This is a genomic window from Prosthecobacter debontii, assembly GCF_900167535.1.
Taxonomy (GTDB): Bacteria; Verrucomicrobiota; Verrucomicrobiia; order Verrucomicrobiales; family Verrucomicrobiaceae; genus Prosthecobacter; species Prosthecobacter debontii.
In genome coordinates this window covers 125,447-151,876 of the sequence record NZ_FUYE01000002.1, presented here as the reverse complement: position 1 = coordinate 151,876, position 26,430 = coordinate 125,447, and the positions used below count along the sequence as shown (strand labels likewise).

Annotated in this window: 14 protein-coding genes; 11 read left to right on the top strand and 3 right to left on the bottom strand. The window is 57.0% G+C overall.

All coding sequences use genetic code 11. The annotated features are described in order from the left end of the window. Positions 1–7: 7 nt before the first annotated feature. Positions 8–2,317, top strand: a complete 2,310-nt coding sequence (locus B5D61_RS03045) for a hybrid sensor histidine kinase/response regulator (protein ID WP_078811839.1) — start codon at positions 8–10, stop codon at positions 2,315–2,317. Positions 2,318–2,400: 83 nt separating this feature from the next. Here the strand turns inward: B5D61_RS03045 and B5D61_RS03040 are convergent, their stop codons facing one another. After that, positions 2,401–2,922: a peroxiredoxin gene (locus tag B5D61_RS03040; protein WP_078811838.1), complete on the bottom strand. Its 522-nt coding sequence runs from the start codon at positions 2,920–2,922 to the stop codon at positions 2,401–2,403. 91 nt (positions 2,923–3,013) lie between these two features. Between B5D61_RS03040 and B5D61_RS03035 the strand changes: the two genes are divergently transcribed. The 4 genes from B5D61_RS03035 (at position 3,014) to B5D61_RS03020 (ending at position 12,450) form a co-directional block, all read left to right on the top strand. Further along, positions 3,014–3,817: a TatD family hydrolase gene (locus B5D61_RS03035; RefSeq protein ID WP_078811837.1), complete on the top strand. Its 804-nt coding sequence runs from the start codon at positions 3,014–3,016 to the stop codon at positions 3,815–3,817. Between the two features lie 127 nt (positions 3,818–3,944). Further along, a complete protein-coding gene (locus B5D61_RS03030; protein ID WP_078811836.1) occupies positions 3,945–10,439 on the top strand; it encodes a DUF1800 family protein in 6,495 nt (2,164 codons plus the stop codon). Positions 10,440–10,529: 90 nt separating this feature from the next. Beyond that, complete coding sequence (locus B5D61_RS03025) at positions 10,530–11,873, top strand: DUF1501 domain-containing protein (protein ID WP_217698899.1); 1,344 nt, start codon at positions 10,530–10,532, stop codon at positions 11,871–11,873. A gap of 10 nt (positions 11,874–11,883) precedes the next feature. Beyond that, complete coding sequence (locus tag B5D61_RS03020; RefSeq protein WP_139373025.1) at positions 11,884–12,450, top strand: hypothetical protein; 567 nt, start codon at positions 11,884–11,886, stop codon at positions 12,448–12,450. Here B5D61_RS03020 and B5D61_RS03015 read toward each other — a convergent pair. Together B5D61_RS03015 and B5D61_RS03010 are read right to left on the bottom strand one after the other, a co-directional pair. Continuing rightward, positions 12,438–13,466: a ComEC/Rec2 family competence protein gene (locus B5D61_RS03015; protein WP_217698898.1), complete on the bottom strand. Its 1,029-nt coding sequence runs from the start codon at positions 13,464–13,466 to the stop codon at positions 12,438–12,440. The genes B5D61_RS03020 and B5D61_RS03015 overlap by 13 nt on opposite strands. A 76-nt stretch (positions 13,467–13,542) precedes the next feature. Continuing rightward, positions 13,543–13,950, bottom strand: a complete 408-nt coding sequence (locus B5D61_RS03010) for an NINE protein (RefSeq protein WP_078811832.1) — start codon at positions 13,948–13,950, stop codon at positions 13,543–13,545. 179 nt (positions 13,951–14,129) lie between these two features. Here B5D61_RS03010 and B5D61_RS03005 point away from each other — a divergent pair, with 179 nt between their 5' ends. From B5D61_RS03005 to B5D61_RS02980, 6 genes are all read left to right on the top strand, one after another. Next, positions 14,130–16,733 (top strand): response regulator, encoded by a 2,604-nt coding sequence (locus tag B5D61_RS03005; RefSeq protein ID WP_217698897.1) that lies wholly within the window; start codon positions 14,130–14,132, stop codon positions 16,731–16,733. Between the two features lie 69 nt (positions 16,734–16,802). Next, the gene (locus B5D61_RS03000; RefSeq protein WP_078811830.1) at positions 16,803–17,567 is read left to right on the top strand and encodes a TSUP family transporter; all 765 of its coding nucleotides are present in this window, start codon (positions 16,803–16,805) and stop codon (positions 17,565–17,567) included. A gap of 42 nt (positions 17,568–17,609) precedes the next feature. After that, positions 17,610–18,104, top strand: a complete 495-nt coding sequence (ruvX, locus tag B5D61_RS02995) for a Holliday junction resolvase RuvX (protein ID WP_078811829.1) — start codon at positions 17,610–17,612, stop codon at positions 18,102–18,104. After that, on the top strand, positions 18,049–18,903 hold the full coding sequence (gene truA / locus B5D61_RS02990) for a tRNA pseudouridine(38-40) synthase TruA (protein ID WP_078811828.1): 855 nt from the start codon (positions 18,049–18,051) through the stop codon (positions 18,901–18,903). The genes ruvX and truA overlap by 56 nt, the downstream gene beginning before the upstream one ends. Before the next feature lie 197 nt (positions 18,904–19,100). Continuing rightward, a complete protein-coding gene (locus tag B5D61_RS02985) occupies positions 19,101–24,998 on the top strand; it encodes an alpha-2-macroglobulin family protein (RefSeq protein WP_078811827.1) in 5,898 nt (1,965 codons plus the stop codon). A 135-nt stretch (positions 24,999–25,133) separates the two neighbouring features. After that, positions 25,134–26,417: a DUF2254 domain-containing protein gene (locus B5D61_RS02980; protein WP_078811826.1), complete on the top strand. Its 1,284-nt coding sequence runs from the start codon at positions 25,134–25,136 to the stop codon at positions 26,415–26,417. Positions 26,418–26,430 lie beyond the last annotated feature (13 nt).

Sequence of the window (26,430 nt, the reverse complement as noted above, 5' to 3'; positions counted from 1 at the left end):
TTCGCCCATGAATGGTCCTGAACGCATTCGCATCCTCATCGTCGAGAACGAAGGTCTCGTCGGATGTGACATGGCGTCGTGCCTGAGTGGCCTGGGCTACCGCGTGGTAGGCAACTGTGCGACAGGTGAAGATGCCCTGCGTCTCTATGACGAGGTGCATCCAGATCTTGTGCTCATGGATGTCCATCTCGACGGGACATTGGATGGCATTGAAACGACGCGCCGACTCCAGCGCAAGGGGCATGTGGGCGTCGTCTATGTCACAGCTTGTGCGGATCTCGAAACCGTCAATCGAGCACGCGACACCAATCCGCAGGGATATCTCCTCAAGCCTTTCAATCAGGATGAGTTGCGCCTGACGGTGGAGGTCGCCGCCAGCCGTCACCTTGCTGAGAAAGAGCGTTTGAAGCGTGAGCAGAGCTACTTTGAAGCCTTTCAAAGTTTGACCGATGGCGTCATCGCTGCGGATTTAGCCGGCGTCATTGTCTTCATGAATCCTGCGGCGGCCCGCATCACTGGTTGGGCCGAGCAACAGGGCGTTGGTCGTTCCCTACACGAGGTTTTCCGCATCTATCATCCGAGTGGTGAACCTGCTGCGGTGGAGTTGAGCACTGCTACCCAACCCGCTCGTGAGCGCACCGTTTGGCTGACCACCCAAGACGGCACCCGCGTGGCCGTGCAGGACCGCTCCACGCCCCTGAAGGATCAATCGGGTCAATTGACAGGTGTCGTCATTCTCTTCCGGGGTTTGGCAGTTCCGGTATCTGAAAATTTACCGACCACCGTTTCTCCTGCTGAGCGTGCCGCCCAAGCACCTCTGGTGGATGTGGTGGAAAGCATTTCCGACCCTCTGGTCGCCTTGGATGGCAAGTGGCAGCTCATCTATGCCAACGCGAGCGCGCAAAAACTGTTCGAGCGCGGACCGGAGAAGCTGCTCGGGGCCAACTTCTGGGACCTGCTCCCCACGGCGACGCGCGAATCACATTACGAAGCTCTGGCTCATGCCCTGCTGCATCGCGAATCCGTCACACGGGAACTCTACTTTGAAGAAAAGCAAACGTGGTTAGAAATCAGAGGTCATCCTTTTGCGGAAGGGCTGCTTGTGCTGATGCAGGACATCACCAGCCGCCGTGAAGAGGCAGATCGTCGCAATCGTCTGGACCGCTTGGAATCTCTTGGGCTGCTGGCCCGTGGCTTTGCTCATGAATTCAACAATCTGCTGACGGTGCTGCTGGGGAATATCTCTCTTGCAGAAATGCGCCTGCGCAGCGCGGTGCAACTGCCTGAGTTGCACACCGCCAAACAAGCCACGCTGCAGGCCCAGGGCCTCGTGCAGCAGTTGCTCACCTTCGCTCGCGGTGGAGCGCCAATCAAACGGCCGACGCAACTCGGCGATCTTGTGGAGCAGTTTTTCCTGCATCATAGCCGGGCTACTCGCATCGAGTATCGATTGGAGTTAGCTCCACGCCTGCCGAATCTTGCTGTTGATCCTGCGCAGTTGCGTCGTTTGTTAGGGAATCTCATCCGCAATGCGGAGCAAGCACAGCCGGAAGGGGGATTGATCACCGTTCGTTGTGTGCCCGCAGATCCGGGAGAGATGTTCCCGCATGAAATGCTCCAGGATCATCCCATGCAGCCTACGGGCGTGGTCATTGAAGTCCATGACCGGGGTGAAGGCATTGCCCCAGAAAATCTCGCGCACATTTTCGAGCCCTATTACAGCACTCGCAAGGCAGAGAACGCCACTGGTTTAGGCCTGACGGTTTGTGAATCCATTGCCAAAGCCCACGGCGGTTCCATCTCCGTGCGAAGTGAACCCGGGAAAGGCACCACCGTGCGCTTTTATCTCCCCGTCGATGCCGAGGGCGATGAAGTCGAGGCGATGGGGTTAAGCACCGCCTTCGATAGCCCACCACAATCTGCCGTGCCGCGCATTCTCGTGCTTGAGGATGATCCTCTGGTGCGGAATCTCATCGTACGTAATCTCAGCAGCCAGAATTACGAAATCGCGGAAAGCGCCGAAGGCACCGAGACGGTGAGGCTCTATCAAGAAGCCCTTCAGCAGGGGCAACCTTTCGACTTGGTCATCCTCGATTTGTCGATCCCAAATGGCATGGGCGGAGTCAGGACCATGGAGCGTTTACGCCAACTGGATCCTGAAGTGCTGGCAATCGTGTCCAGCGGCTACTCCGATGATCCTGTCATGGCCAAGCCTGCGGCTTATGGCTTTGCTGCCGTCTTGCCCAAACCTTATGAGCCTGCGGATATGCTGCGGCTTGTGAAGGCTGTCTTGGCCCAGCGTGAAGTCAGGAAGTGAAACGAGAAGAGTCTGAGCCCTTTTATGCAAAGGGTCATTCCTCTCTCCTTGAATGAAGAGAGGAACAAAAGTGGGTAGCTTGATTACTTCGTCTCAGCCAACACGCGCTTGATGTCAGCGGCTTGTTGGTCGGTGGAAGCTTTTGAATCTTTCCAGACGATCTTGTCGCCCTTGATCAGGAAAGCCTGGCGGCTGGCCAAGGTCATGGGGCCTTTGACAATGCGGTCCACATTGAAGGCATCCACGATTTTACCCTCAGGATCGGCGATCAGATCGTAGGGCAGGGTATGGTCATTTTTGAACTTGAGCTGAGCTTCCACGCCGTCAAAAGAGACGCCCAGCACCTGGACACCTTCCTTGGTCAGATCGCCGAAGGCGTCGCGCAGAGAGCAGGCCTGCTTCGTGCAACCTGGGGTGTTGGCCTTGGGATAAAAGAAAACTACGGTGGGGCCTTTGGCATAGACGTCGGCGAAATTCACAGTCGTGCCGTCTTGATTGACGCCGGAAACTTGGGGGGCAGGGAGGTCCACTTTTTCACCTTGGCCCGCCTGGGCGGAGGTGAATAGACTGGCGGCGAGGGCGAGGATGGTCAGAGTATATTTCATGGGTTGAGCGGGGAAGATGTCAGCGCTTAGGCTGAAAACGCTTCATAAAACGCTACATACGCGCAACTTATTCCGGAGACTGCATTAACTCATGCTTCACGATGCTCACAATCACCTGCAAGATGACCGGCTCGACCCTTGGCGACCCGCGGTGATGGCAGAACTCAGCCGTTGTGATTTGGGGGAGGCTGTGGTTAACGGCTCCAGTGAAGAGGACTGGAGCGCGGTCGCGGAACTGGCTCGTCACTACCCCTGGGTGCGTCCCTCCTACGGTCTCCATCCGTGGTATGTCAAAGAACGGACATCTCATTGGAAAGATCATTTGTTAGGATGGCTTCACGGTTGCTCAGGAGCGGCTGTCGGGGAGATTGGGCTGGACCGCTGGATCGAAAATCCCGATATCGAGGCCCAGGTGGAGTGCTTCCGCTGGCAGATGGACTTGGCACATGATCTTGAGCGCCCCGCCACCGTCCATTGCCTGCGTGCCTGGGGACTGCTGGAAGAGCAGTTGCGCATCGTCAAGATTCCAGAGCGTGGGTTCCTGCTCCATTCTTATGGGGGACCGGTGGAAATGATTCCAGGCTTTGCCAAACGCGGCGCGTATTTTTCGCTTTCACCGTATTTTGGCCACCCACGCAAAGCCGCTCAATTGGAGGTTTTCAAAGCGGTGCCTCTCGAGCGACTGCTGGCCGAAACGGATGCTCCAGATATGTGGCCGCCTGCTGAACTGAACCCGCATCCCTTGGGAAGTCCGGCTAAGCCCTTGAATCACCCGGCCAATCTAAGGGTGAGCTATGAATTGTTAGCAAAAGTCAAAGAGATGCCTGTAGATGAACTCATCGGGCAAATTGCCGCGAATTATCAGCGGCTTTTTGGCGACTCGCAACGTGTCTAGGAGAAGGGTCTAACCTCAGAGATAGGGTAAATACCCCGGAATCACAAAAAGCACGGGTCGAGCGTGATCGTTGGACTGCAACCATTGCGTCAAAGGGGCTTTTCAGCTATTATAGTGACTTCATCAAATGCACAAAGTTTCCGCTCTGATCTTTGGCCTTATCTCGGTGCTGGCGTCTTTCAGCCAAGCCCAAACAGGCGTGTTGCGGGAAGTCTGGAACAACCTCGACGGCGGCGAAATCGCTGACCTCACACTGTCTCCCGACTATCCCACGCATCCGATCCTGCGGACGGTGGATGCTCATTTTGCCAGCCCCGTGAATTGGTCGGAGCGGTATGGCGTGCGCATGCGTGCCTACCTGACACCGAGCACAGGTGGCAGCTATACATTTTGGGTGAGTGGGGATGATAACTGCGAGCTGTGGCTGAGCAGCGACGATCAGGCGACCAACAAGGTCCAGATCGCCACGGTGCCGGGATGGACGGAGGCTCAACGCTGGGACAAGTTTCCAGAGCAGAAATCCGCTCCGATCACGCTTCAGGCCGGACGTCGTTATTACATCGAAGCGTTGATGAAAGAGGGCTATGGTGGCGACAGCTTGGCGGTCGGTTGGGCCACTTTACCAGATGGCACACCGCAGGTGATTCAGGGAGCCTATCTGACCCCCTTCGAATTGCCTGCCTCGATTCCCACCGGTTTGATCGTTGAAGCAGGGAAACCTATTCAGCAATATGCGCCTAACTACAAAGTCGATCTGGTGGCGCAGGCTCTGAATATCGCCAATGCCAATACTGCGCCTGCCATCGAATGGACACAGGTCAGCGGGCCGACAACAGCCACAATCGTCACCCCCGCCGTGGCGGCTACCCAAGTGACCTTCACTCAGGTGGGCACCTATGTGTTTAGAGCTACCGCCACTCATTCGACCAATTCGGCCACGGATGATGTGACAGTGACTATCATGCCAGCTCTTGCCACGGATGCGGGGCGGGCCTTAGCGGAATATTGGTTCAACGTGAGCGGCAATACGGTCGCATCACTGTCCAATAGCTTGGATTACCCGAATTACCCACACGCGCATCGTCTGATCACAACGCTGACACAAACCCAGAACCTCGGCGAGGTGTATGGTCAGCGCATTCGCGGTGTCATCCTGGTGCCAGTGACCGGCAGCTATCGTTTTTTTCTGGCGGCCAATGAGAAGGCGGAGTTTTATCTCAGCACCAACGATTCTCCGGAGAATCTTCAGCTGCGTTCTTCGGTGACGACCGCCGTGAATGTGGCGGATTTTTCCAATCATGCCTCTCAGGGGTCGCAAACATTGTCACTCGTGGGCGGCCAGAAGTATGCTTTTGAAATCCGCCACAAAGAGGACTGGGGCACCGATCACTGCTCCCTGATGTGGCAGCAGCCCGGCCAAAACTATCTCGGTGAGATCACCGGAGAGTATCTGGCTCCTCCGATCGATGCGAGTGCGGTGGTGACTGGAACGCAGGAATTCGATCTGACGCATGATTACATCCTCAATGCCGGACGCGATGTGGTGCTCTATATGCCACGGAACTCGGTTTCTCTGAGTGCCTATGAATCGCGCCGGATTTGGGGTAGTGATACGCCGACGCGTGCTTGGTCTCAGGTCAGCGGTCCTTCCGGGGTGCTCTTCTCGGCCCCAGATGCGACGCAGACGCTCGCCACCTTTCCCAAAGCGGGAACCTATGTGCTGCGCTACAGTGTGACCACACTGAATAACACCAGCACGGATGAGCTGACGGTCGTGGTGAAAGCACCCATCAATAAGCAAGTTGGGAGTTTGACACGTCAAGTCTGGTGGAACCGGAACTTTGCGACTATTCAGGCCTTCAAGGCGGATCCCTCCTATCCGAATCAACCCGACATCACGGATGCCATTCCTGATCTCAAGCAGAGCAATAGCTGGGCAGATCGATATGCCACACGGGTGACGGGCATTCTGAATGTGCCTGCGGGTGGCAGCAGTCCCGTGAACTATGTCTTCTACGTCTCGGGGGATGATGTCGCAGAGTTTTCCATCAGCACCGATGCGACGGAGGCGAACCTGCGCCGCGTTTGTTACACCACCACAGCGACGGGGCGGGAGGTCTGGACGACTGAGGCCTCGCAAACTTCGGCTCCGGTCGCATTAAAACCTGGCGGGCGATATTTTGTGGAAGTCTTGCACAAAGAGACCTGGAGCAGTGATCACTTCGCAGTCGCTTGGGCACTTGAAGGCGACCGACGCCCAAAGCTGATCGAAGGCACTTTGCTGGAGCCTTCCCTCAATGCCCCGGCCTTCGATCCCAACCTTGCCTTTTATGCCAAGGCAGGTGCAGACCGCATCTACTGGTGGCCGCATCAGCAGACAAAGCTGGCTGGGTCGGTGGTGAAGGTGCTGTCTTCGAGTTTGACGCCCACCTCCTTGTGGAAGCAAGTCTCCGGGCCCAAGTCCACGTTGACTGAGCCTAGCAGTCTGACTTCAGATGTGATCTTCTCAGCGGCTGGCACCTATGTGTATGAACTCACCGTGACCGCGGGGGATTTCTCTCATCGCGACAGTGTGACGATTCAGGTGAACAAATCGTTTGTTAACGGAACTGGGCATCTGACTCGCTCCGTCTGGCTGGATGTGGAGGGGAACACCTTGCAAGATCTGCTGAATTTCGATCCCACACTCTCCAATCCTCATTTGGAAGATCTGCTTCCGAGTGTCGAGCCTCCCACGAATTGGGCCGACTATTACGGCACGCGTTTGAAGGGCTTCCTGACAGTGCCCGTGACCGGGGCTTACACGTTTTGGATCACAGGCGAAGATACCGCAGACCTGCAGCTTGATCTCAAGGATGGTTCTGGTCTGACCCGGATCGCCTATCTGGATCATGAGGGACATGCCGTGAGGGATTGGGATGGGCACCCTCTTCAGAAGTCGAGCACCTACACGTTGCAGGCAGGCGTGGCTTATCCGATTCAGGCACTGCATAAAGACCGCACGGGGGCGGATCATCTTTCCATCGCCATGGATGGCCCAGCGACCAATGGCCGTGAGGTCATTTCGCGAGCTTTCTTGGCGCCAGATCATGCGGCCCCGGCTCACAATGCAGAAATCACAGTGGTGCTTGGGGCTGATCGAACCATTCTCTGGCCTCAAAATGAGTTGGCCGTCGCTGCGCTGGTTTATGATCTCAAGCAAGGACCGCAGCCCCTAACCTATAAATGGACAACGAAGTCGAAGAAACTCACCTTCGATAACACGACAGGTCCAGTCGCTGTTTTAAAGTTTGGGGCTCCAGGCATTCATGAAGTGACCGTGACTGCGACCGATGGAATTAATACGGGTAGCGACACCGTCTTGATCACCGTTCAGAATCCGCTGACCGCCAAAGCTGGCGGACTGCTCCGCGAGGTCTGGACAGCTGTGTCTGGTTATCAGTTGGCGAATTTGACCAACTCGAGCGCCTATGCTGGGACGCCGAACATCACGGATATCCTGCCAAACCTAGAGACGCCTAGCAATTGGGCGGACAACTATGGCCAGCGCTTGACTGGATTCCTTCAGGTGCCGATGGAAGGCGACTATGTATTCCTCTTGGCCAGTGATGATGAAAGCGCCTTTTGGTTGAACAGCACGGGGGAAGCTGCCGCTGGTGCTCAAAAGATTTGCTCCACGGCCTCGGCTACAGGTCGCTACAACTGGACAAGGTATGCCTCGCAGAAATCAGCGCCCATTCATCTGGTTCCTGGCCAGCGCTATTATGTTCAAGCCTTGCATAAAGAAGGAGGCAGTGATGACTACTTCGCCGTGGCTTATCGCCTCGCTTCACAAACGGACGATGAGGCACAAATTATCCCTTCTGTTTTGCTGAGCCCGCCAGATGGGGTGAAGGCAGAAGCTCATGAAAGCGAGATCTTGGTGAAGGCAGGTGAGGATCAGACGGCTTGGTGGCCGCGCAATCGCTTTACCCTGCGTGGGACAGCCGTGGATTATAAACCGGGGCCGCAAGCTTTGGCGTTCCGGTGGACGGTGATCAGCGGTCCTAAAGGTGCGGCTGATAAGGCTCTGTTTACGGCGCCCACCAGCCTAACGACGGATGTGGAACTGTCTGCCGCAGGGGCTTATAAAATTCAACTGACCGCGACCGATGGCACGAATACCCGAGCCGCAGTGGTTGCCATCACCATCGCACCTCAAGTGGCTCCAGGCACGGGATCGATTTTAGCGGAGGTGTTTAACAACATCACGGGCAGTTGGGTCACCGACCTGACAAAGTCGCCCAAGTTCCCGAACAATCCCGACAATCGCTTCCAGTTGAAGAGTGCGGAGATCGTCACGAATACAGCGGACAATTACGGCATGCTGTTGCGAGGTTACCTGCATCCACCTGTGGCGGGTGTGTATCGCTTTAACATTGCTTCCGATGACTGGAGTGAGGTTTATCTCAGCACGGACCGCACCCCTGAGAAAAAGGAACTCGTGTGCTTTGTGCCAGCGGGAACGGACTACTATGAATGGCGGAAGTTTCCTGATTATCAGCTCTCTCGTCCGATCACCTTGAAGAAAGGTGCGAGCTACTACATCGAGATCCGTTACAAAGAGTCGAGCTGGAGGGATCACATGGCCCTGGCCTGGATGCGGCCTGGGACGAATGCCTTCGAAATCATTGATGGACCCTTTTTATCTCCCTTTCAGTTAGGGGATAAGCAAGCGCCCACCATCACTCTGACAGGCGGTTCGAACATGACGGTGAATGTAGGGTCCAGTTTCGTGGACCCCGGTTTCCTCGCCAGTGATCTGGAAGATGGAAATCTGAATGGAAAAGTGACGGTAGAAGGCAGCGTGGACACGAGCAAGCCCGGGACTTATCTGCTGCGTTATGTGGTGACGGACTCAGCGGGAAATCAGTCCGCCGTGATGACCCGGCAGGTGACGGTGGCCGTCGCTGAGGGGAGCGATCCTGTGTATCCCCCCGACGCTAGTGGCACACATTCCACCACCGCCTGGGCAACTCCGGCGTCCATTTCAGATGTGGAAGCCGCTCGCTTCTTGAAACAAGCCACCTTTGGCCCTTCCGAAGCAGACATCGCACGGGTGAAGCAATTGGGATTCTCGAAATGGATCGATGAACAATTGGCCCTGCCCCCGAGCTCGCATCTCACCCATCTGGATAGGATGGCCCTCTTTGAGGGTGCTCAAGAGGAGTTGCTGGAGCTATCGAAAGCCGCAGGCACTCTCGGGCTGCCAGGCGCGGTGATGCCGATGACCAACACGCCGCTCGATACGGAAGATCGACTCTACACGTGGTGGACGCTTGCTGTGACGACTCCAGATCAGCTGCGTCAGCGCGTGGCCCTGGCCTTGAGTGAGATTTTAGTCATCTCAGATCGCAATGGCGGGTTGCGTAATTACCCACGCGGTTGCACGAACTACTACGACCTGTTGGTTCATAGTGTTGGCTCTGGAGTCACTTACCGAAAGCTGCTGGAAGACATCACGCTGAACCCAGTCATGGGCATGTGGTTGACGATGGCGCGGAGTTCTAAAGCTCAGCCGGATGAAAACTATCCGCGTGAAATCATGCAGCTTTTCAGCATCGGATTGAATCACCTCAATAAGGATGGCACCTTCAAACGCAACGGTTCCGGTGATACCATCCCGACTTACACTCAGAAAGACATTCTGGAACTCTCCCGAGCCTTCACTGGGTGGACGTTCAATAACTCCCGCACCTTTACCTGGGCTGGTAACACGACGGATGATATCAACCCGATGATGTCGTTCGAAGATTATCATGATCGCGGACTCAAGGTGATTGTGGGTGGGGCTACCGTTCCGGCAGGTCAAACGGCGATGGAAGATGTGCGGCGTTGTTTGGATGTGCTAGCCGCGCATCCGAATGTCGGGCCGTTTATGGCGCGCCGGTTGATTCAGCGGTTGACCACCAGTAATCCTAGCCCGGCCTACATTTATCGAGTCTCTCGTGTGTGGGATAACAACGGCAAAGGTGTGCGTGGAGACCTAGGAGCGGTGGTCAAAGCCATCCTGCTCGACTCCGAAGCGCGGACGATGAGTGCCACAGCAGGAGCAGGTAAGCTGAGTGAACCCATGGTCCGGCTGACACGTCTCATGCGAGCTTTCCCCAAGGCTCCGAGCAGCAATCCGCCGATTTTAGGCCGTTACTTCATGTGGAATGCTTTGGATGAGCTGGGCCAATGGCCGCTTCAGGCTCCGACAGTCTTCAACTTCTTCTTGCCGGATTACGCTCCACCTGGAGCTGTTCTAGATGCGGGTATCCGTGCGCCTGAGTTTGAGATCACCACGGAACTCACGGTGACCGATACGGCGAACTACTTCTTTGAAGGCGTGACGAACGGTTTTTACGTCAACACGGGTTCCCGCATAGGTCTGGACCTTACACCGCTCAATGCGCTGTGGGCAGACCCGCAGGCCGTTTTGGCGAAATTTGAAACTCTTTTGTTAGGTCGCTCAATGTCGGCTGAGTTGCGTGCCTCCTTGCTCAATATCCATTCGCTGTATCCTAGCAATGCCACCACAGGCGTGAAAGTGATGCTGCAGATCCTCACGGCCTCTCCGGAATTTTCCACGGAGCTTTAATCCCCAAGCCCTTCTTTCGTCATGCAACCAAACGATATGCCTACGCTGCTGACGCGGCGGACTTTCCTGGGGCGCTCGGCGTGTTCAGCCATGTCCACGACATGTCTGCTGAATACCATCCTTACGCTGAGGCAAATGAATGCCCAGGCGGCCGATGTCCTCACTCCTGGCACACCCTATAAAGCCATCGTTTGTGTCTTCCTCTACGGGGGTAATGACTCCAACAACATGGTGATGCCGCGTGAATCCAGCGCGCATGCGAAGTATGCAGCGAGCCGCACGGTCTTAACGATTCCCCAATCGGACATTCTAGCGCTAAACACTCAGAATGATAACGGCCTGAATCTCGGGCTGCATCCGTCCATGACGGGCTGCCGGGATCTCTACAATCAAGGCAAATTGGCCCTCCTGACCAATGTGGGCACTCTCATTGCTCCGGCGACCTTGCAAGACTATTACAATGGCACGGCGGCGATCCCCGAGAATCTGTTCTCACACAGTGATCAACAGATGCAGTGGCAAACCTCGGCCAGCACGATGAACGCAGCCTACAACCAAACGGGCTGGGGTGCACGCATGGCGGAGGCACTGGTGGGGGGGCAGGAGAGGACCTCGGTCTCCATGTTGGTTTCTTTGAATGGCACCAATTTCTTCCAGGTGGGAAAGACCATGCTGCCCTTCCGTCCAGGCCCAGGAGGCACCCCTGTTTTTCGATTGGGGCAGGGGAGTAGCAGCCAGGATGTGACACGCTACACCGCTTTCCGCAATATCCTCAATGCGGAATATGCCAACCTGATGGAAGACGCTTTTGCAGACCTCTCCAACAAGTCCATTGTTGAGGCGGATACGATCAATACGGCTTTGCAAGGCACCTCGAATTTTCCAACGATTCCCAACTCTGGGTTAGGTGAGCAATTGCGTGTGGTCGCGAAAATGATTCAAGCACAAGGTCCGCTTGGGATTACACGTCAGATCTTCTTTGTTGCGACAGGCGGGTTCGACACGCACGGACCTCAGCTAGGTGATCACGCCAATCTTTTGGGCGGCGTGAGTGCGGCAATGAAAGGCTTCCAAGACGGCCTGGAGAGCATCGGCATGGGCAATGCGGTGACTACCTTTACGGCTTCGGATTTTAACCGCACCTTTGACTCCAATGGGCGTGGATCTGACCATGGTTGGGGCGGTCACCATCTCATCATGGGGGGGGATCTTGTGGGGCAGCGTGCCTATGGTTCCTTCCCTGATCCTGACATCACCGTGTCTGGAAATCCTTTGGACACGGGGCGTGGCCGTTGGGTGCCTACAACCAGTGTGGATCAATATGCGGCGACGATGGGCAAGTGGTTTGGCCTATCGTCCACACAGATTCGAGAAGTGTTCCCCAACATCGTGAACTTCGATGCTGATCTGGGCTTCATGAAGCCGGTGTCTTAACTTGAATCTGATGTCACGCACCCTGCGGTCCTTGGTTTTTGGTGTGGCACTGATGCTTGCCATTCTCTTCGGGCTGATGCTCGGAAAAGGCGGTGGTATCGCGGGTCTATGGGCTGATCTCAGAGGCTGGGTCAGTGGTTCCTCGGGTAAGTTTGCTCCTGATGATCCTGCTTTAACAGCCAGCCTCCCCAAGCCCGACCCAGCAGCCGGATTGCCGCCGAACCCCCTCAATGATTTGCTCAAATCCGATCTAACGCCCGAGCAGCAAACGGACATCGTGGGTCAGATGCTGGTGGATTATTGGACGACGGTTCGTTCACTGCCGAATGGCACTTGGGAAGAGGTGTGTGCCCAGCTTTCAGGAGCTAACCGAAAAAAGTTGGCCTTCATTCCCAAGGAGCATCCGGCTTTGCAGAAAGACGCGTTTCGCTCATCACCTGAGGCACCGGGCATTCGCCTGCATGTGATCTCCAGCAGCGGCTGTGCCTTTCAGTTAATTTACGATGGCCCGGACGGAGTGCCTTATACCGAGGATGACCTCGTGCGGAATTTTCCTCCGGACCTTCAGTTCAAGTGAGGCTTAGCACGAGTCTTGAAGGTCCGGCGGTGATTTTGTGAGGGAACCTGAATCGTGTAACTCTGGGCGTCTGCCGTCACAGTGCAGCGGATTTGATGAGCTTGGCAGCTATCTCCGAGGTCCCCGTGGTTGGCGATCATGCTTGGATCCGCTGTGTTTTCACGATCATCACGGATGTTTTCGTGCATCTGATACATGGCCTGGAGATCTGGCACCGATTTCAGAGCTGCCATGGCGGAGGCGCTGGTGCCTTTCTTGGGGCCGTTGTTCATCACTGAAACCGTTGGTTGGAGGCTACGAATGAGCAGAGGATTATTGCTGCTATCGAGCCCGTGATGATTGACCTGATAAAGATCCACCATACCGACCAAATTTACGGGTGTGACGAGCTTTTCTTCCACATTCCAGGTTAGGTCACCGCCGTCGAAGAAGCGGAAATCTCCGAATTCCAGGAGGAGCACGACGCTGTTGGCATTGTCACTGGTATCCACAGGCTTACTCGGCACGCTTCCCGTGAGTGGGTTCTGCGGCCAGGTGCTAGGTGCGGAAATAAACTTTTGGTTGGCACCCAGGCATCGCAACTTCAATGGAGGTCCGCTCTCACTTTGACGGAGGGAGACTTCGTCACCTGCGTGGAGAGTCACACGTTTTTCTACAGGCGCCGTCTGGTAGGGGCGCTTGAGTAGAGTCCAACGCATGTCTTGTGGTTTCCCATCGGGGCTGCTTTCAGGTACGCCTTTGTCATAAAGGGTGCCCACGGGGATGAGGGCTGCGAGGTCGGCCAAGCCGCCGAAATGATCTCCATGAAAATGAGTGATAATGACGTGGTCCAGACGCTTCAGCCCTGCGACTTCTTGAGCCACATGGAGGATGCGTTGAGCATCACGGCCCCCCGGGTTGCCCGTGTCCACGAGCACCGATTCACCTTCAGGCGTCACGATCAAGGTGGAGCCACCGCCTTCTGAATCAATCCAGTGGATCTCGAGGTTCTTGGCCGATGCCAAAAGGGAAGACATCGCGAGGAGAAGGCTGGCTAGGAGAGATAACTTCATGCCAGCCTTCCACGATGCGCGGAGGAAGATTCTGTCAGTTTTACTGAGCAGGTTTGCGGTTTAGCTCATCAATCTGGCCGTTCAGCGTGCAAAAGTCGTAAATGACCCCGATGAGGAAACCGCCCCCGGTGAGAAGATACAGGATCGCACTCAGCCACTTGCGCTGATAGAAGCGGTGGACTCCGAAGATACCGAGGAAAGTCAGCAGCAGCCAAGCGACTGAATACTCATAGGGCCCGGTGGCATAGCGTGCATCCGCATCGCGATCCATGGATGGAATCAAGAAGAGGTCCACGATCCAACCAATTAAAAACAGGCCGCCTGTGAAGAGCCAGATGATTCCGGTGATCGGTTTGCCAAAGTAAAATCGATGAGATCCGGTGAAACCGAAGATCCAGAGGATGTAACCGATGGCTTTGTTATGTGTCGATGTGGGAGCTGCGTTCATAGCGGTATTAGCATTCCCTTTGTCAGTGGGTCGGCCACTGCAATTTTGTGAGGGGTTTGGAACCCTCTCGCGCATGGAATGCGCAAGGGCAACTGGCCCCAAACAATCCTGCTGAGGACCTTAGAAAAAGTGGTGCAACATTCCCATTTATGGTAAATATTGCATCTGTGACTTATCGGGTGAAATCGAGCTCTTGGTGGGGAATGGTCCTTGGGGTGGCCATTATCCTGATTTTACCCATGGTTTTGGGAGGATTGCTCTTGGTCCAATCCCGACTTGCCGAAGAGAGTTATCGATGGGTCCAGCATACGCATAAGGTCCTCGCTAAACTGGATGAAATTCATGGATTGATTGGTGAAGCCGAGAGCAGTCAGCGGGCCTATCTCCTAACCAAAAGTGAACATTTCGAAACCCGATTTCGGGAACTGGTGGCAAAAATACCCGACAAAGGCGGTGAGTTTTCAGTGTTGATTCAGGATAACGAGGCGCAGGTAAAGCGGTTCGACCAGATGCAAAAGACCCTGAAGGAGCGGATAGCCATACTTGATGCCAATGCTCGTGAGATCAGCACCTTAAATGATCAAGATTTGAACGTGCGGTTGGAGGTGGGGGCTAAGAAATCCGAGCAGTTGAATCTTGAACTCCGAGAATTGGCAATCATCGAGCAAAAGCTACTCGATGAGAGGCGGGTTCGTTTTGAAGCCGCGAATAAACAGTTTCAAAACATCGCGGGTTGGACGGTCGCTGGCGGATTCTTGCTCCTCAGTGGCGTTGGCTTTTTGCTCCGCAAGGAGAGTCGATCCCGGTCGCTCTATGAAGTTAGATTGGCCGATGCCAGAGATGCCGCTCTGGATGCGGTCAAGACGACTTCAGCATTTGTCGCTTCAGTCAGCCATGAGATACGGACTCCGATGAATGGAGTGTTAGGCACTGCTGATCTTCTGCTCAGGGATGCCACGCTTAGTGCGAAGCAAAGAGACGGCATCGAGACCATCCGGGGTTCCGGACGCGCACTCCTAAATATCATCAATGACATCCTCGATCTCTCCAAACTTCAGGCTGGAGAAATGTCCTTCGTTAACGAACTTTATTGCCCTGAGGATGTGGTGGAGGAGGTGATCAATCTCTTCGCTGCGGCGGCAGCGAAAAAGAGGATCGAATTGACTCCACACATTTCAGCGGATGTGCCTCAGCAGGTGTCGGGGGATCGACTGAGGCTCCGCCAAGTTTTGGCAAACCTTGTGTCAAATGCGGTCAAATTTACGGAAAGTGGGGGCATTTCCGTTCACGTGACCCGGCGTCGTGAAGTGGAGTTCGACGGCAAGGTGTGCCTTCGTTTTGATGTCAGCGATACAGGACCTGGGATTGCCAAGGAAGTCCAGTTTCGCTTGTTCCAACCCTTCACTCAGGTGGATACCAAGCTCGCTCGCCAGCATGGAGGAACAGGTCTTGGGTTGGCCATTTCCCGCGAACTTGTGCAGCGGATGAATGGGGCGATGGGAGTGGAAAGCACGCTTGGCCATGGTGCCACCTTTTGGTTTACGGCGATCTTTGGCGCGAGTGACGCGGACTCGGAGGTGAAGAGGCTGGAAGATCGGTCGATTATGGTTCTCGAAAATCGACCCATGACGGCGGATGCTTTGCAGGCTCATGCCGTGGCTTGGGGTTTACGTCCTTACATGTATCGGAGTTTGGCAGAGATTCCGAAAGAAGGGCCTAACAAGATGGGTGAGGAATTTCAGGCGTTGATCATCGGGTCCGCTACTTCTCAGGACTGGTTACAGCCGCTTCGTCAATTGCGATCTCGAGAGTGGCTGCGTCATGTCCCTGTCTTCCTCATGACGGATCAGGAAGAACTCAGCGAGCATGCCTTGCTCCGAGAGGGCATTGTCGGCACACTGAAATATCCATTTCGGCCTTCAGAACTCTATAACCGGTTGGCAGGCTCTCACGCCTCCAGTGAGGTGGTCGAGCTCGAAACCAAACTGGATCTACCACCCTCTCGGATCATCGTGGCCGATGACAACCCCGTAAACCAAAGGGTCCTGCGTAACCAGCTCGAATATCTCGGGATGGAGGTGGTCCTTTGTGGTCACGGACGTCAGGCCTTGGAAGCTGCACAGCGTGACGAGGGATGTCTGATTTTGATGGATTGCGAGATGCCTGAGATGGATGGGTTTGAGGCCACTCGTGCGATTCGACGTTGGGAAAAAGAAGAGAGTCGGCCCGCAATTCCGATCATTGCCATCACGGCGCATGTGATGAGTGGTGATGCCGAGCAATGCCTGGAGTCAGGCATGAACGCCTATCTGTCCAAGCCGATGGAGCTGGAGAAGCTGCAAGTGATGCTTTCACAATGGCTGCCCACGATGACAAAGGCTCAATCGGGTGGGGCGGATGAATTGCCTAACAGCAAACATCAGGAACCGATCATCGATGAAGAGCAATTCGCCACGTGTCTGACTGGAGACTTGGAGCTGGATCAGGATTTGATTCAGATGGCCCTTAAACAAGTCGAAGAAACCCTGGAGAAGATGCAGACAGCTCTTCAAGAGGGAGCGGATGCAGTCTGGCGCCATGCTGCACATCGTGTGCGGGGTTCTACAGGAACCCTCGGGTTTACGGCCATGGCAGCGCTTTTCCACGAGGCGGAGTTTGATGCAACGAGCAGGGATGCCAGGGAGCGTGTCTTGGCCGGACTTCGGAGTGCTTACACACAACTGGCGGCCGTGCTCAGTGAAAGAGGACTGACCGCGAATTTAGAAGCTGCGGTCCAACTCTGAAGCCGGGCTATTTTACCATTAAAGGCTTGATTTGATCAGGGCTCGAGGTCTGGTCTTCTCCTCATTCGAATGCCCAGTCCCGATGCCGCCTTGCTTTTATTTTTAGCGGGGCTCGGTGCTGGTTTCATCGATTCCATCGCGGGAGGCGGTGGATTGATCTCGTTACCGGTTTTGCTCAGCATCGGGTTGCCACCTCATCTGGCTCTGGGCACGAACAAAATGCAGAGCACCTGGGGAACCCTGATGGCGGTGCGCCGCTACATGAACGCCGGGCTGGTGCATTGGCGGGACATGCGTTTGGCGGTGGCGGTGACCTTCGTCTTTGCCATGCTCGGCACCTATGCGGTGACCCAGGTGAGCAATGCTCGGCTGAAAGAGTGGGTGCCATGGCTGCTTCTGGGCATCGCTGCCTACGTCTTATTGAGTCCCAGAATGAGTAAGCAACCTGTGGCCGCCCGGCTTTCGCCTCACGCGTTCGCTTGTGCCGGCGGTTGTGTGTTGGGCTTCTATGATGGATTTCTCGGACCTGGAACAGGGTCGTTTTGGACGATCGCTTGCCTTACTTTGCTGGGATTGGAACTCACGCGTGCTACGGCCTATACCAAAGTGGTCAATCTCACCAGCAATGTGGCCTCACTGATGGTCTTCATCTCTGCTGGCCAGGTGCGATATGATGTGGCTGGCATCATGATCGTGGGGCAGTTGATCGGTGCGAGATTAGGGTCTGGACTGGTGATTCGGCATGGGGCACCCTTCATCCGGGTGGTCTTTCTCATCGTCGTCTTTGCCATGATTCTGAGATTGCTTTGGGATCAATGGTCGTCGCAGACTTGATCCGGCTGGCTTTACGGTCATCTTGGAGCCCTTTCTTGCCCCATGCCTCGTATTCTTGCCATAGATCACGGAACCGTCCGCATCGGCTTGGCCATTAGCGACGAGATGGAGTTGACGGCCAGTCCGCTGAAAACCGTGGATGCCAAGCAAGAGGCCGAGCGAGAGATCGCGCGCCTGGTGCGGGAGAAGCACGTGTCGCGCATCATTATCGGGATGCCCTTTCTCATGAGTGGCAATCGCGGAGAAGCCGCAGAACGGGTCGAGAAATTTGCCGAACGGTTGAGCCGAGCGGTGGAGCATGAGGTCCCCATCGATTTTGTGGACGAGCGCCTTTCCTCGGTGGAAGCCGAGGCCTCCATGTCTCGTTCAGGCATTACCGACAAACGTGAGCGCGAGAAGATTGTGGATCAACTCGCGGCGGTGGTGATCCTGCAAGACTATCTGAACAATCAGCGCGGACCGGCGGGTTTTCTCCTGCCCGATGAAGCCTACGATCTGGAGTGGACACAGCATGAGCCGAAGCGACGTCGAAAGTGAGCTGGGCCTGAATGTGGGACCGCCTCCGGGCTGGCGACGTTTACGGCTGCACATTGCCTACTGCGGCACTCCCTGGCGTGGCTGGCAGAGCCAAACGATCGGTGGAGGTATCCAAGATGAGCTCAATGCGGCCGTCTTGAAAGCCACTCGTGTGCAGACGATGGTGCATGGCTCCGGTCGCACGGATGCCGGGGTCCATGCCCTCGAACAGGTGGCCCACATGGATGTGCCAGAGTCGCTGAATCTACGTCCTGAAGCCTGGATGAAGGCCTTGAATGCTTGCTTACCCCTGACCATAAGAGTGGTCGAGGTCGCTTATTGTGAGCCCTCCTTTCACGCTCGCTTCAGTGCCTGCGGTAAGGTCTATCGGTATCGCATTTGGCGTAATCCTTGGTTATCCCCCTTCGAGGCAGATCGTGTCTGGCCTGTGCATGGCCCCCTAGATATGGACTCCCTTCAGACATGTCTCAGCAGTCTCGTAGGCACGCACAACTTCGCCTGCTTGTCGGCTAATCGTGGCGATATGCCAGAGACTCTACGCCGCACGATGCCCGAGAAAACCACCCGCACCATCCATCGTGCTGAGATGCGCTTGGAGGGAGGCATCTTGGAACTGGAGTTCGAGGGTGACGGTTTTCTTTATAAAATGGTGCGTCTGATGGTCGGCAGCCTGATGCAAGTTGCTCGTGGGCGCGCCACTGCGGACTGGTTTCAAGATCTCCTCACCAATCCAAAAGCTGTCCAGAGTAACCAGATGGCTCCTGCGGGAGGGCTTTATCTCGTGCGAGTGCTGTATTGAGTGTGGAACGAGAGGAACGCATTTTTGGCAATGTCAGTATTGTCACACCTCCCTCGGTAACCTACAGCCGAAAGCAGTGTTTCCTCTTTTGCGACCGGTGGTTCCATGCTTGGGACATCTTTTGAAAAAGTCTTAAAATCTTTTTCGCGGTCCCTCGTCTATGATACTCTCCGCGTGAGCGAATTTCCCCGCAAGCCATGAAAACCATTGCATGTCGTCGGCTGGTTTCAGCCCTGTGTTTGGCAGCTCTGCTGCCCGTCTCCGTGTCCCCGGCGGCTCCTGTGAAAAAGAGCCGCGTCGAATCGAAGCCCAGTGTTCAACCGGTCTTAGAGGCGGAGTTGAACATGCATCCGGCGGAGTTAGCCCCGGACTGCACCATCGAGGTCGTATTCCCCACGCCGATGATCGCGAAGGAAAAGATTGGCAGCGTGGACCCGGAATCTCCTCTGGTGGTGACTCCGGCACTCACCGGTGAATTCCAGTGGGTGAGCACGCGCAGTGGTCAGTATAAGCTGACTCAGACGCCGAAGTTCAATGCCAGCTACGACTTCGCCCTGCGTCAGGGCCTGCGGGATGTGGAGGGCAAGGCTCTCTCCACGGAATCTCTGGCCTCCGTGCAGAGCGCGCAGTTCCGCATCGTCGATCAATCGCCCAAATGGTTTAACGATGATGAAGCACGTCGGAAGCCTCGGTTTCTCTTCGAGTTCAATGACAATGTCAATGCCTCCGACAGTGTGGCTCACATCAGCTTCACCTCAGAGAATCCGAAGCTAACCATCCCTGCCGTGGTGCGGCATGCGTTGGGGAAGGACTTCCCCCGCTACAGTGAACCCCAGCCCACGTGGGCGGAGGAGATTGGCAAGGTCAAACCGACCGTCGCTCCCGAGGCCACGCGCATGAGCGCCATCGTGGTGGAGCCTGCGGAGCCGCTGCCTGTGGCGGAAAAGTGGCGTCTGGTCATCTCCCCCTCGCTGGTGAATGCTTCGGGTTATGCCACCCTGGCGGTTGGGGATGAGGTTTCGCTGGGTAGCGTGAAACCTTTCAGCGTTAGAAACGTGAGTGCCCACACACCTTTTGACCAATCTTACTATGTGGAAGTGTCTTTTAACAAAGCGCTGCTACCTGCGAAGGATGAAGGTTACACCCCAGAGGAACTGCAAACCCTGGCGGATAAGCTGGCCGGGGCGGTGCACATCACGCCCGAGGTGGCGGGGGTGAAGGCCGAGATCGTGGGTTATTCCCTGCGTCTCAGCGGTGGCTTCTCCCTGCACACGCCCTACCGGGTGGTGGTGGAGCCGGGGATGGTCTCGGGGGATGGATTGCCCCTCCAGGCGGTGTCGGAGAATGAGGTGACGTTTAAACCGAATGCGCCCTATGTCGCCGCACCTACCTTTGTGCGCACGCAGCTCTCGAAGGGCAGTGGCGACTTCGAAGTCTCGGCGGCCAATGTGCGGGAGGTCCGGGTGCGGGCCAAGCGCCTCGTGGGGCCGGAGCTTCTGCAGGCGCTGAACAAATACAAGTCCTACCGCAACGCCTTCTACCTGGAGGAAAAGAAGAAGAACGCGTTCAAGCCCGAACCCTTCGACGCCTACTCCGGCACGGTGGTCTTTGAGCGTACGTTCCCGATCAATAAGCCCCTCGACCAGAGCGACATGATCCGCCTAAATTGGCGTGAGGTGCTCGGTGGGCAGGCAGCGGCTCCGCTGTTCCTGGAGTTCGAGGGACGGGCGGCGGATGGCGTGGAGCAAAAGGGCGTGCTGACGCAGACGCTGGTGCAGTTCACCGACCTCGGTTTGATGCAAAAGAGCAATGGCAAGGAGACCCTGGTCTTCGTCACCTCGCTCCAGACCGGCCAGCCCGTCAGCGGCGTGCGCCTGACGGCGGTGGATGCGGAGCAAAAGCTCATTAGCTATGCAGATACGGACGAGAAGGGCATCGCCATTATGAAGGGCCCCAACCCCGCGCTGATCCTGGCGGAGAAAGCCGGCGACTGCACCGCGCTGGACTGCAACGGCTCCCACATCGGCGGCGCCATCCCGTATGATATCCCCACGGCTTGGGAAGATGTGTGGAAGCCGGTGAATAAGACCTTCATCTTCTCCGACCGACCTCTCTATCGGCCCGGTGACACCATGCACGTGAAGGCGCTCAGCCGCACCCGCATCGCCGATGAGCTGAAGCTGGACGCCGCAGGCAGCAAGGCCCGCGTGGTGATCCGCGATCCTCGATATCGTGTGGTGGTGGAGAAGGAAATCACCTTCACGGGCAATGGCTCCTGGGCGGACGATTTCAAATTGCCGGAGGGTCCGCTCGGCTGGTATGAACTGATGATCCATGCGGCAGAGAATGAGGATGATCATCAAGGGGCCAGCGGCTTCTACTCCTTCCGCATTGACGACTACAAGCCGAACAGTTTCGAGGTGAAGCTGGACGGCCAAAAGCTGGAGGTGCTGGCGGATCGGCTGAAGCTGCCTCTCAGCGCCAACTACTACATGGGCAAGGCCCTGAGCCAGGCCAAGGCCACGTGGTCCGCCTACTCCACACGCGCTTTCACCGCCCCCTCTGGCTTTGATGACTATCACTTTGGGGAAGCTCCCCGCTGGGCGAACTATGGCAAGGACCGCGATGCGGAAGGCCACTATGATGACAGCGACACCGACGAAGAGAGTGACTGGTGGGTGAACGGGGATGTCTTTCTCTCCCCAGATGGTACCGCCACCCTGGAGATGCCCATGCCGCCCCCTGAGCGCGCCTCGCTCCCGCAGCAGGTGCGGGTGACGGCGGAGATCACCGACATCAATCAGCAAACCATCACCGCGGCCACGGAATTCGAGGTGCCTGGGGCAGCCTACATCCTCGGTCTGAAAGGCCCGCAGTTCTTCGGCACGGCCGGCCAGGAAGTGGCGGTGGATCTGGTGGCCATTGACTCAAAGGGCCAGCCAGCCCTAGGTGCTGTGCAGGTGGATGTGAAGGTGGAGCGCCAGGAATATCACACCCTGAAGATCGCCACCGCTGGTGGTGGCAGCACCACAAAAGATCAGGTCATCCTGCGGGAGGAGCTGAAGCAGTCTCTGGCCCTGAAGGCCGCCTCTGCAGGCAGCCCCCCTTCGGCGATGGTGCGCTTCACCCCTGCACGTGGCGGGGTGTATTTCATCACCGCCGAGTCCGTGGATGCCATGGGTAAAAAGATGCTCTCCCGCCTGCCCGTGTATGTGCTGGGTGGTGGTGAATTCCCCTGGGCCATGGAAGATGGCGTGCGCATCAATCTCCAGCCGGAGAAAAAGAAACTGAAGCCGGGTGAAGAGGCCGTGATCGTGGTGAAGACCCCCATCGCTGGCACCGCCTTGGTGAGCGTGGAGCGTAACAGCATCCACCGCCAGTTCATCACCTCCATCTCCCCGGAGCAGCCCGTCATCCGCGTGCCCGTGCAGGATGCGGAGGCACCAAATGTGTTCGTCTCCGTCATCCTCGTGCGTGGCAGTGACGCCAGCCCGAAACAGCACAAGATGCCTGAATACAAGGTGGGCTACTGCCAGCTCGAAGTGGACTCCCAGGCCAAGGTGCTGACCGTGGCTGTGGCACCTGATCAGCCCGAGGTGAAGCCTGCCCAGGCATTTACCGTCAGCTGCACCGTCACCGACTTTAAAGGCCAGCCCGTCACCAGCAGTGAGGTCACCCTTTATGCCGTGGATGAAGGTGTGCTCAGCCTGATGAAGCACCAGACGCCGGACCCCTCCAGCTACTTCCACGAGCCCATGCCACTGGCTATTGATAACTACACCTCTTTTGACGATCTCTTGCCTGAAGAGTCCGCCGCCCGTGAGCGGGGTAACAAAGGTTTCCTCATTGGGGGAGGGGGAGACATGGAAGAGCCGCCTATGGATGTGCGGAAAAACTTCGTGGCCACCCCTCTCTGGCTGGCCACCGTGCTCACCGATGCCCAGGGTAAGATTAGCGCCAGCGTCACCGCCCCGGATAACCTCACCCGCTACCGCATCATGGCCGTGGCCAGCAGCGGGGCGGATCTCTTCGGTAGTGGTGAGTCCGCCATCAAGGTCAATAAGCCGCTCATGGTGGACCCCGTGGTGCCGCGCTTTGCCCGGCTGGAGGATGAGACTCTGCTGAAAGCCGTGATCCATAACACCACCGCGAATGAAGGCCAGGTGCTCGTGCGCCTGGAGCTGGATGACTCCGCCGACTTCATCCGCGAGGAGCGCAGCTTCATCCCCGTGAGCCTTAAACCCGAAGCGCAAGACAATCCCAAAGTGTGGGAGCAAACCCTCACCGTGAAGGCCGGTGAAACCACCGCCGTGGCCTACCCCGTGCGTTTCACCCAGCTGGGCACCGCCCAGTGGAAGTGGTCCGCCAAAACCGTGAGTTGGACCGCTGGTGCTCCCGCCCTGAATGACGCCACCATCTCTACCTTCGAGGTCACTTATCCCGTGCCTGAGCTCAAGGAAGTACGCTATGCCCGTCTCAGCGGCGATAGCCCGGTGGAAAACCTGGCCAAGCCGATCAATCCCGCCCTCCTGGAGGGAGAAGGCAGCCTGCAAGTGAGCGTGAGCACCTCCCGCCTTTACGAGGCCAAGGACGCCCTGGAATACATCCTCACCTACCCCTACGGCTGCGCGGAGCAGACCACCTCCGCCACCATGCCCTGGCTGGCGCTCGGCGGTTATCAGACCCTCTTCCCCGAGCTCATCGAGCCCGGCAAAACCCGCGAGGCCATCCAGCGCGGGGTGAATCGACTCATGCAGATGGTCACCGATGAAGGCGGCCTCGCTTACTGGCCCGGCGGCCAAGAGCCCTCCCTCTGGACCAGTGCCTACGGCGGCCTCATGCTGCTGCGCGCCCAGGACGCTGGAGCCAGCGTGCCGCCTGAGGTCACCACCAAGCTGCTGGAGTATCTCTCCAAAAAGCTGCGCGGTCTGGACCAGGAGAAGGACTACTACAACATCACCGACTGCGCGCTGGCACTCTACACCCTGGCCAAAGGCAAAAAGGCTGAGCCCGCCTACCAAAATTTGCTTCATGAAAGCCGCGAGCGCCTACCCGAGGCCGCCCGCCTCTACACTGCCTTGGCCATGTGCCTGAGTGATGCTCCCTCCAAGCAAATCCAGGAAATGGTCGGCTGGACACCACCACCACCACCTGAGAAGCCTGGAGCTAAGAAGACCAAGAAGATCCTGCCCACCAAGACAAGCGCCCCTACGTGGTCTCACTGGGCCGGTAACAAGGTCAATCAAGCCCTGCGCCTGATCGTTTACACCCACCTCGGTCTGAAGCAGGACGCCGAGACCCTGGCGCAAAACATTCTCCAAAGCCGCAATGGCCGTGGCGAGTGGGGTAATACCTTCACCAACGCCTGGACTCTCACCGCCCTGGCTGCCTACGAGCGCAGCCTCAAGCTCAGCGCCGAGCCACTCATGGCCAAGGTGCTGTGGGATGCTCAAGAGCAGCCCCTGAACATCGCCACCCCACCGGGCAGTGCCCAGGTGTCCTTTGCCCTCAATGACCAGCTCTCCGCTGCTCCTCTGAAGGTGGACCTACCCACCGGGCGCGAAGTTTTCTCCCGCATCGAGGCCGTGTCGTATCCGCCAGATCGCGACTTCAAAGGCGAGAACAAGGGATTCGCCATCGAGCGCACTTACAACAAGCTCCAAGATGACGGCACCATGCTCCCTGCCGAAAACCTGCGCGTCGGCGACATGGTCGTGATCACCCTGCAAATCGAGATCGGTGGGGGAGATCGTTACCTCGCCATCAATGATCCGCTGCCGAGCGTGCTAGAAGCCATCAACCCCGAGTTTGCCACCCAAAACGAGCGTGAGGGTGATCAACTGCCGGAAGGCGTCGGGGCTTGGTTCTGCGACCACCGCGAGGTGCGTGCCGACCGTGCCCTCTTCTTCACCGACTACGCCCCTGAGAAAGGCAAATTCCAGCTCCGCTACCTGGCCCGCGTAACTGGCGAAGGCGACACCATCGCCCCACCCGCCCGCATCGAGGCCATGTATGAGCCCGACAAATACGGCCTCAGCCCCAGCCACCGCCTCCGCACCCTGCCCTCCGGTGCTGGTCAAGTCGCTGGCAAGTGACCCAAGACGATTACGGTGGGCAAGCGGCTGAAATAGCGGCCGCTTGCGGGGGAGGTTGTAGAGTACTTCTCCTCATCTTGAGCGCAAAACCCATCCTTCATTGCTCAACGCTCCGGTAGCCGCTAGGCTGCGCGCATGTTAAAATGGCGCTACCTGCTCATGCAGCTCCGCACTCGATTGTGGATCAAACCCGCCCTGACGGGCCTCGCGGCTACGGTATGGATCGAGACGGCCTTCATCGCCAGTAACTGGCGGATGCGCCCGCCCTTCGAGATCGACCGGGAGCTGATGCTGAGCCTGCTGCAGATCCTGGCTTCCACCATGCTCACGGTGGCCATCTTTGCCGTCACGGCCATGGTGGGGGCGTATGCCTCCGTCACCACCACCGCCACGCCGCGTGCCAGTCGGCTGGTGATGCAGGATCGCAGCTCTCAAAATACCCTCGCAGCCTTTCTCTCCGCCTTCATCTACGCCATCGTGGCGCTCGTGGCTCTCAGCGCCATCCCGTATGGGGGGCTGGGACGCTTTTTTCTCTTTGTCGGTTACGTAGGCATCGTGGTGTGGGTGCTCGTCTCCTTCATCCGCTGGGTGGATCAGGTCTCTAAGCTGGGCCGTGTGCACGATACCATCCAGCGAGTAGAGACCGCTGCTCTGGAAGCGTTCACCGATCCGATCCTTGCAGGCACGCTCGGTGGCAAACCAGCCTCGCTCTCCACAGGGGACAATCATGCCAAGAGCTTAGTGATCCACACCCCTAAAATTGGTTATCTTCAGTTTGTGGATATGGAAGCCCTGCAAGGGGTGGCCGAGGAATGCAAATCCACCCTGCGTCTAGAAGTGCGTCCAGGCGCCTTTCTCGATCGCTGTCGGCCTCTGCTCATCGTGCAGGGAATCACGAGTCTAGACGATGAACTGAAAGAGCGGCTCGTGCGTGCCTTCACCTTAGGGGTGGAGCGCCATGTCGAGTCCGACCCCCGCTTTGGCCTCGTCATGCTGGCGGAAATCGCGGACCGTGCGCTGTCTCCAGGGATCAATGACCCAGGCACTGCCATCGCCGTCATCGGCAGTCAGGTGCGCTTGCTAAGTCAGTGGGCAGATGCCACCCGCGAGTTGGATCAAGCCAAGGTGCAATTTCCCAAGATCGAGGTGCCACCGCTGGATGCCGAAGACTTGCTGGATGATGCCTTCACTCCCATCGCCCGGGATGGTGCCGCCATGTTTGAGGTGGGTATGCGCCTGCAAAAGGCCTTCCGTTCCTTGCAATCCCTTGAGCATCCTCTCCTCGCCCAAGCCGCTCGGCATCATGCCCAGCTTGCCCTCCACCAAGCGTTGGACAAGGTGCCCACGGGCTATCACCGTGATAAACTGCGAGCCTTCGCTGAAAGTAGTCAGCGGATCAATAACCTTGGGAAATTGTAGAAGGTTCCGCTGT

Bases quoted from the DNA above. Each gene is read 5' to 3' on its own strand.
- B5D61_RS02980 (WP_078811826.1), top strand. From the start codon at position 25,134: ATGTTAAAATGGCGCTACCTGCTCATGCAGCTCCGCACTCGATTGTGG.
- ruvX (WP_078811829.1), top strand. From the start codon at position 17,610: ATGCCTCGTATTCTTGCCATAGATCACGGAACCGTCCGCATCGGCTTG.
- B5D61_RS03035 (WP_078811837.1), top strand. From the start codon at position 3,014: ATGCTTCACGATGCTCACAATCACCTGCAAGATGACCGGCTCGACCCT.
- B5D61_RS03040 (WP_078811838.1), bottom strand. From the start codon at position 2,922: ATGAAATATACTCTGACCATCCTCGCCCTCGCCGCCAGTCTATTCACC.
- truA (WP_078811828.1), top strand. From the start codon at position 18,049: ATGAAGCCTACGATCTGGAGTGGACACAGCATGAGCCGAAGCGACGTC.
- B5D61_RS03000 (WP_078811830.1), top strand. From the start codon at position 16,803: ATGCCCAGTCCCGATGCCGCCTTGCTTTTATTTTTAGCGGGGCTCGGT.
- B5D61_RS02985 (WP_078811827.1), top strand. From the start codon at position 19,101: ATGAAAACCATTGCATGTCGTCGGCTGGTTTCAGCCCTGTGTTTGGCA.
- B5D61_RS03010 (WP_078811832.1), bottom strand. From the start codon at position 13,950: ATGAACGCAGCTCCCACATCGACACATAACAAAGCCATCGGTTACATC.
- B5D61_RS03025 (WP_217698899.1), top strand. From the start codon at position 10,530: ATGTCCACGACATGTCTGCTGAATACCATCCTTACGCTGAGGCAAATG.
- B5D61_RS03015 (WP_217698898.1), bottom strand. From the start codon at position 13,466: ATGTCTTCCCTTTTGGCATCGGCCAAGAACCTCGAGATCCACTGGATT.
- B5D61_RS03045 (WP_078811839.1), top strand. From the start codon at position 8: ATGAATGGTCCTGAACGCATTCGCATCCTCATCGTCGAGAACGAAGGT.
- B5D61_RS03030 (WP_078811836.1), top strand. From the start codon at position 3,945: ATGCACAAAGTTTCCGCTCTGATCTTTGGCCTTATCTCGGTGCTGGCG.
- B5D61_RS03020 (WP_139373025.1), top strand. From the start codon at position 11,884: ATGTCACGCACCCTGCGGTCCTTGGTTTTTGGTGTGGCACTGATGCTT.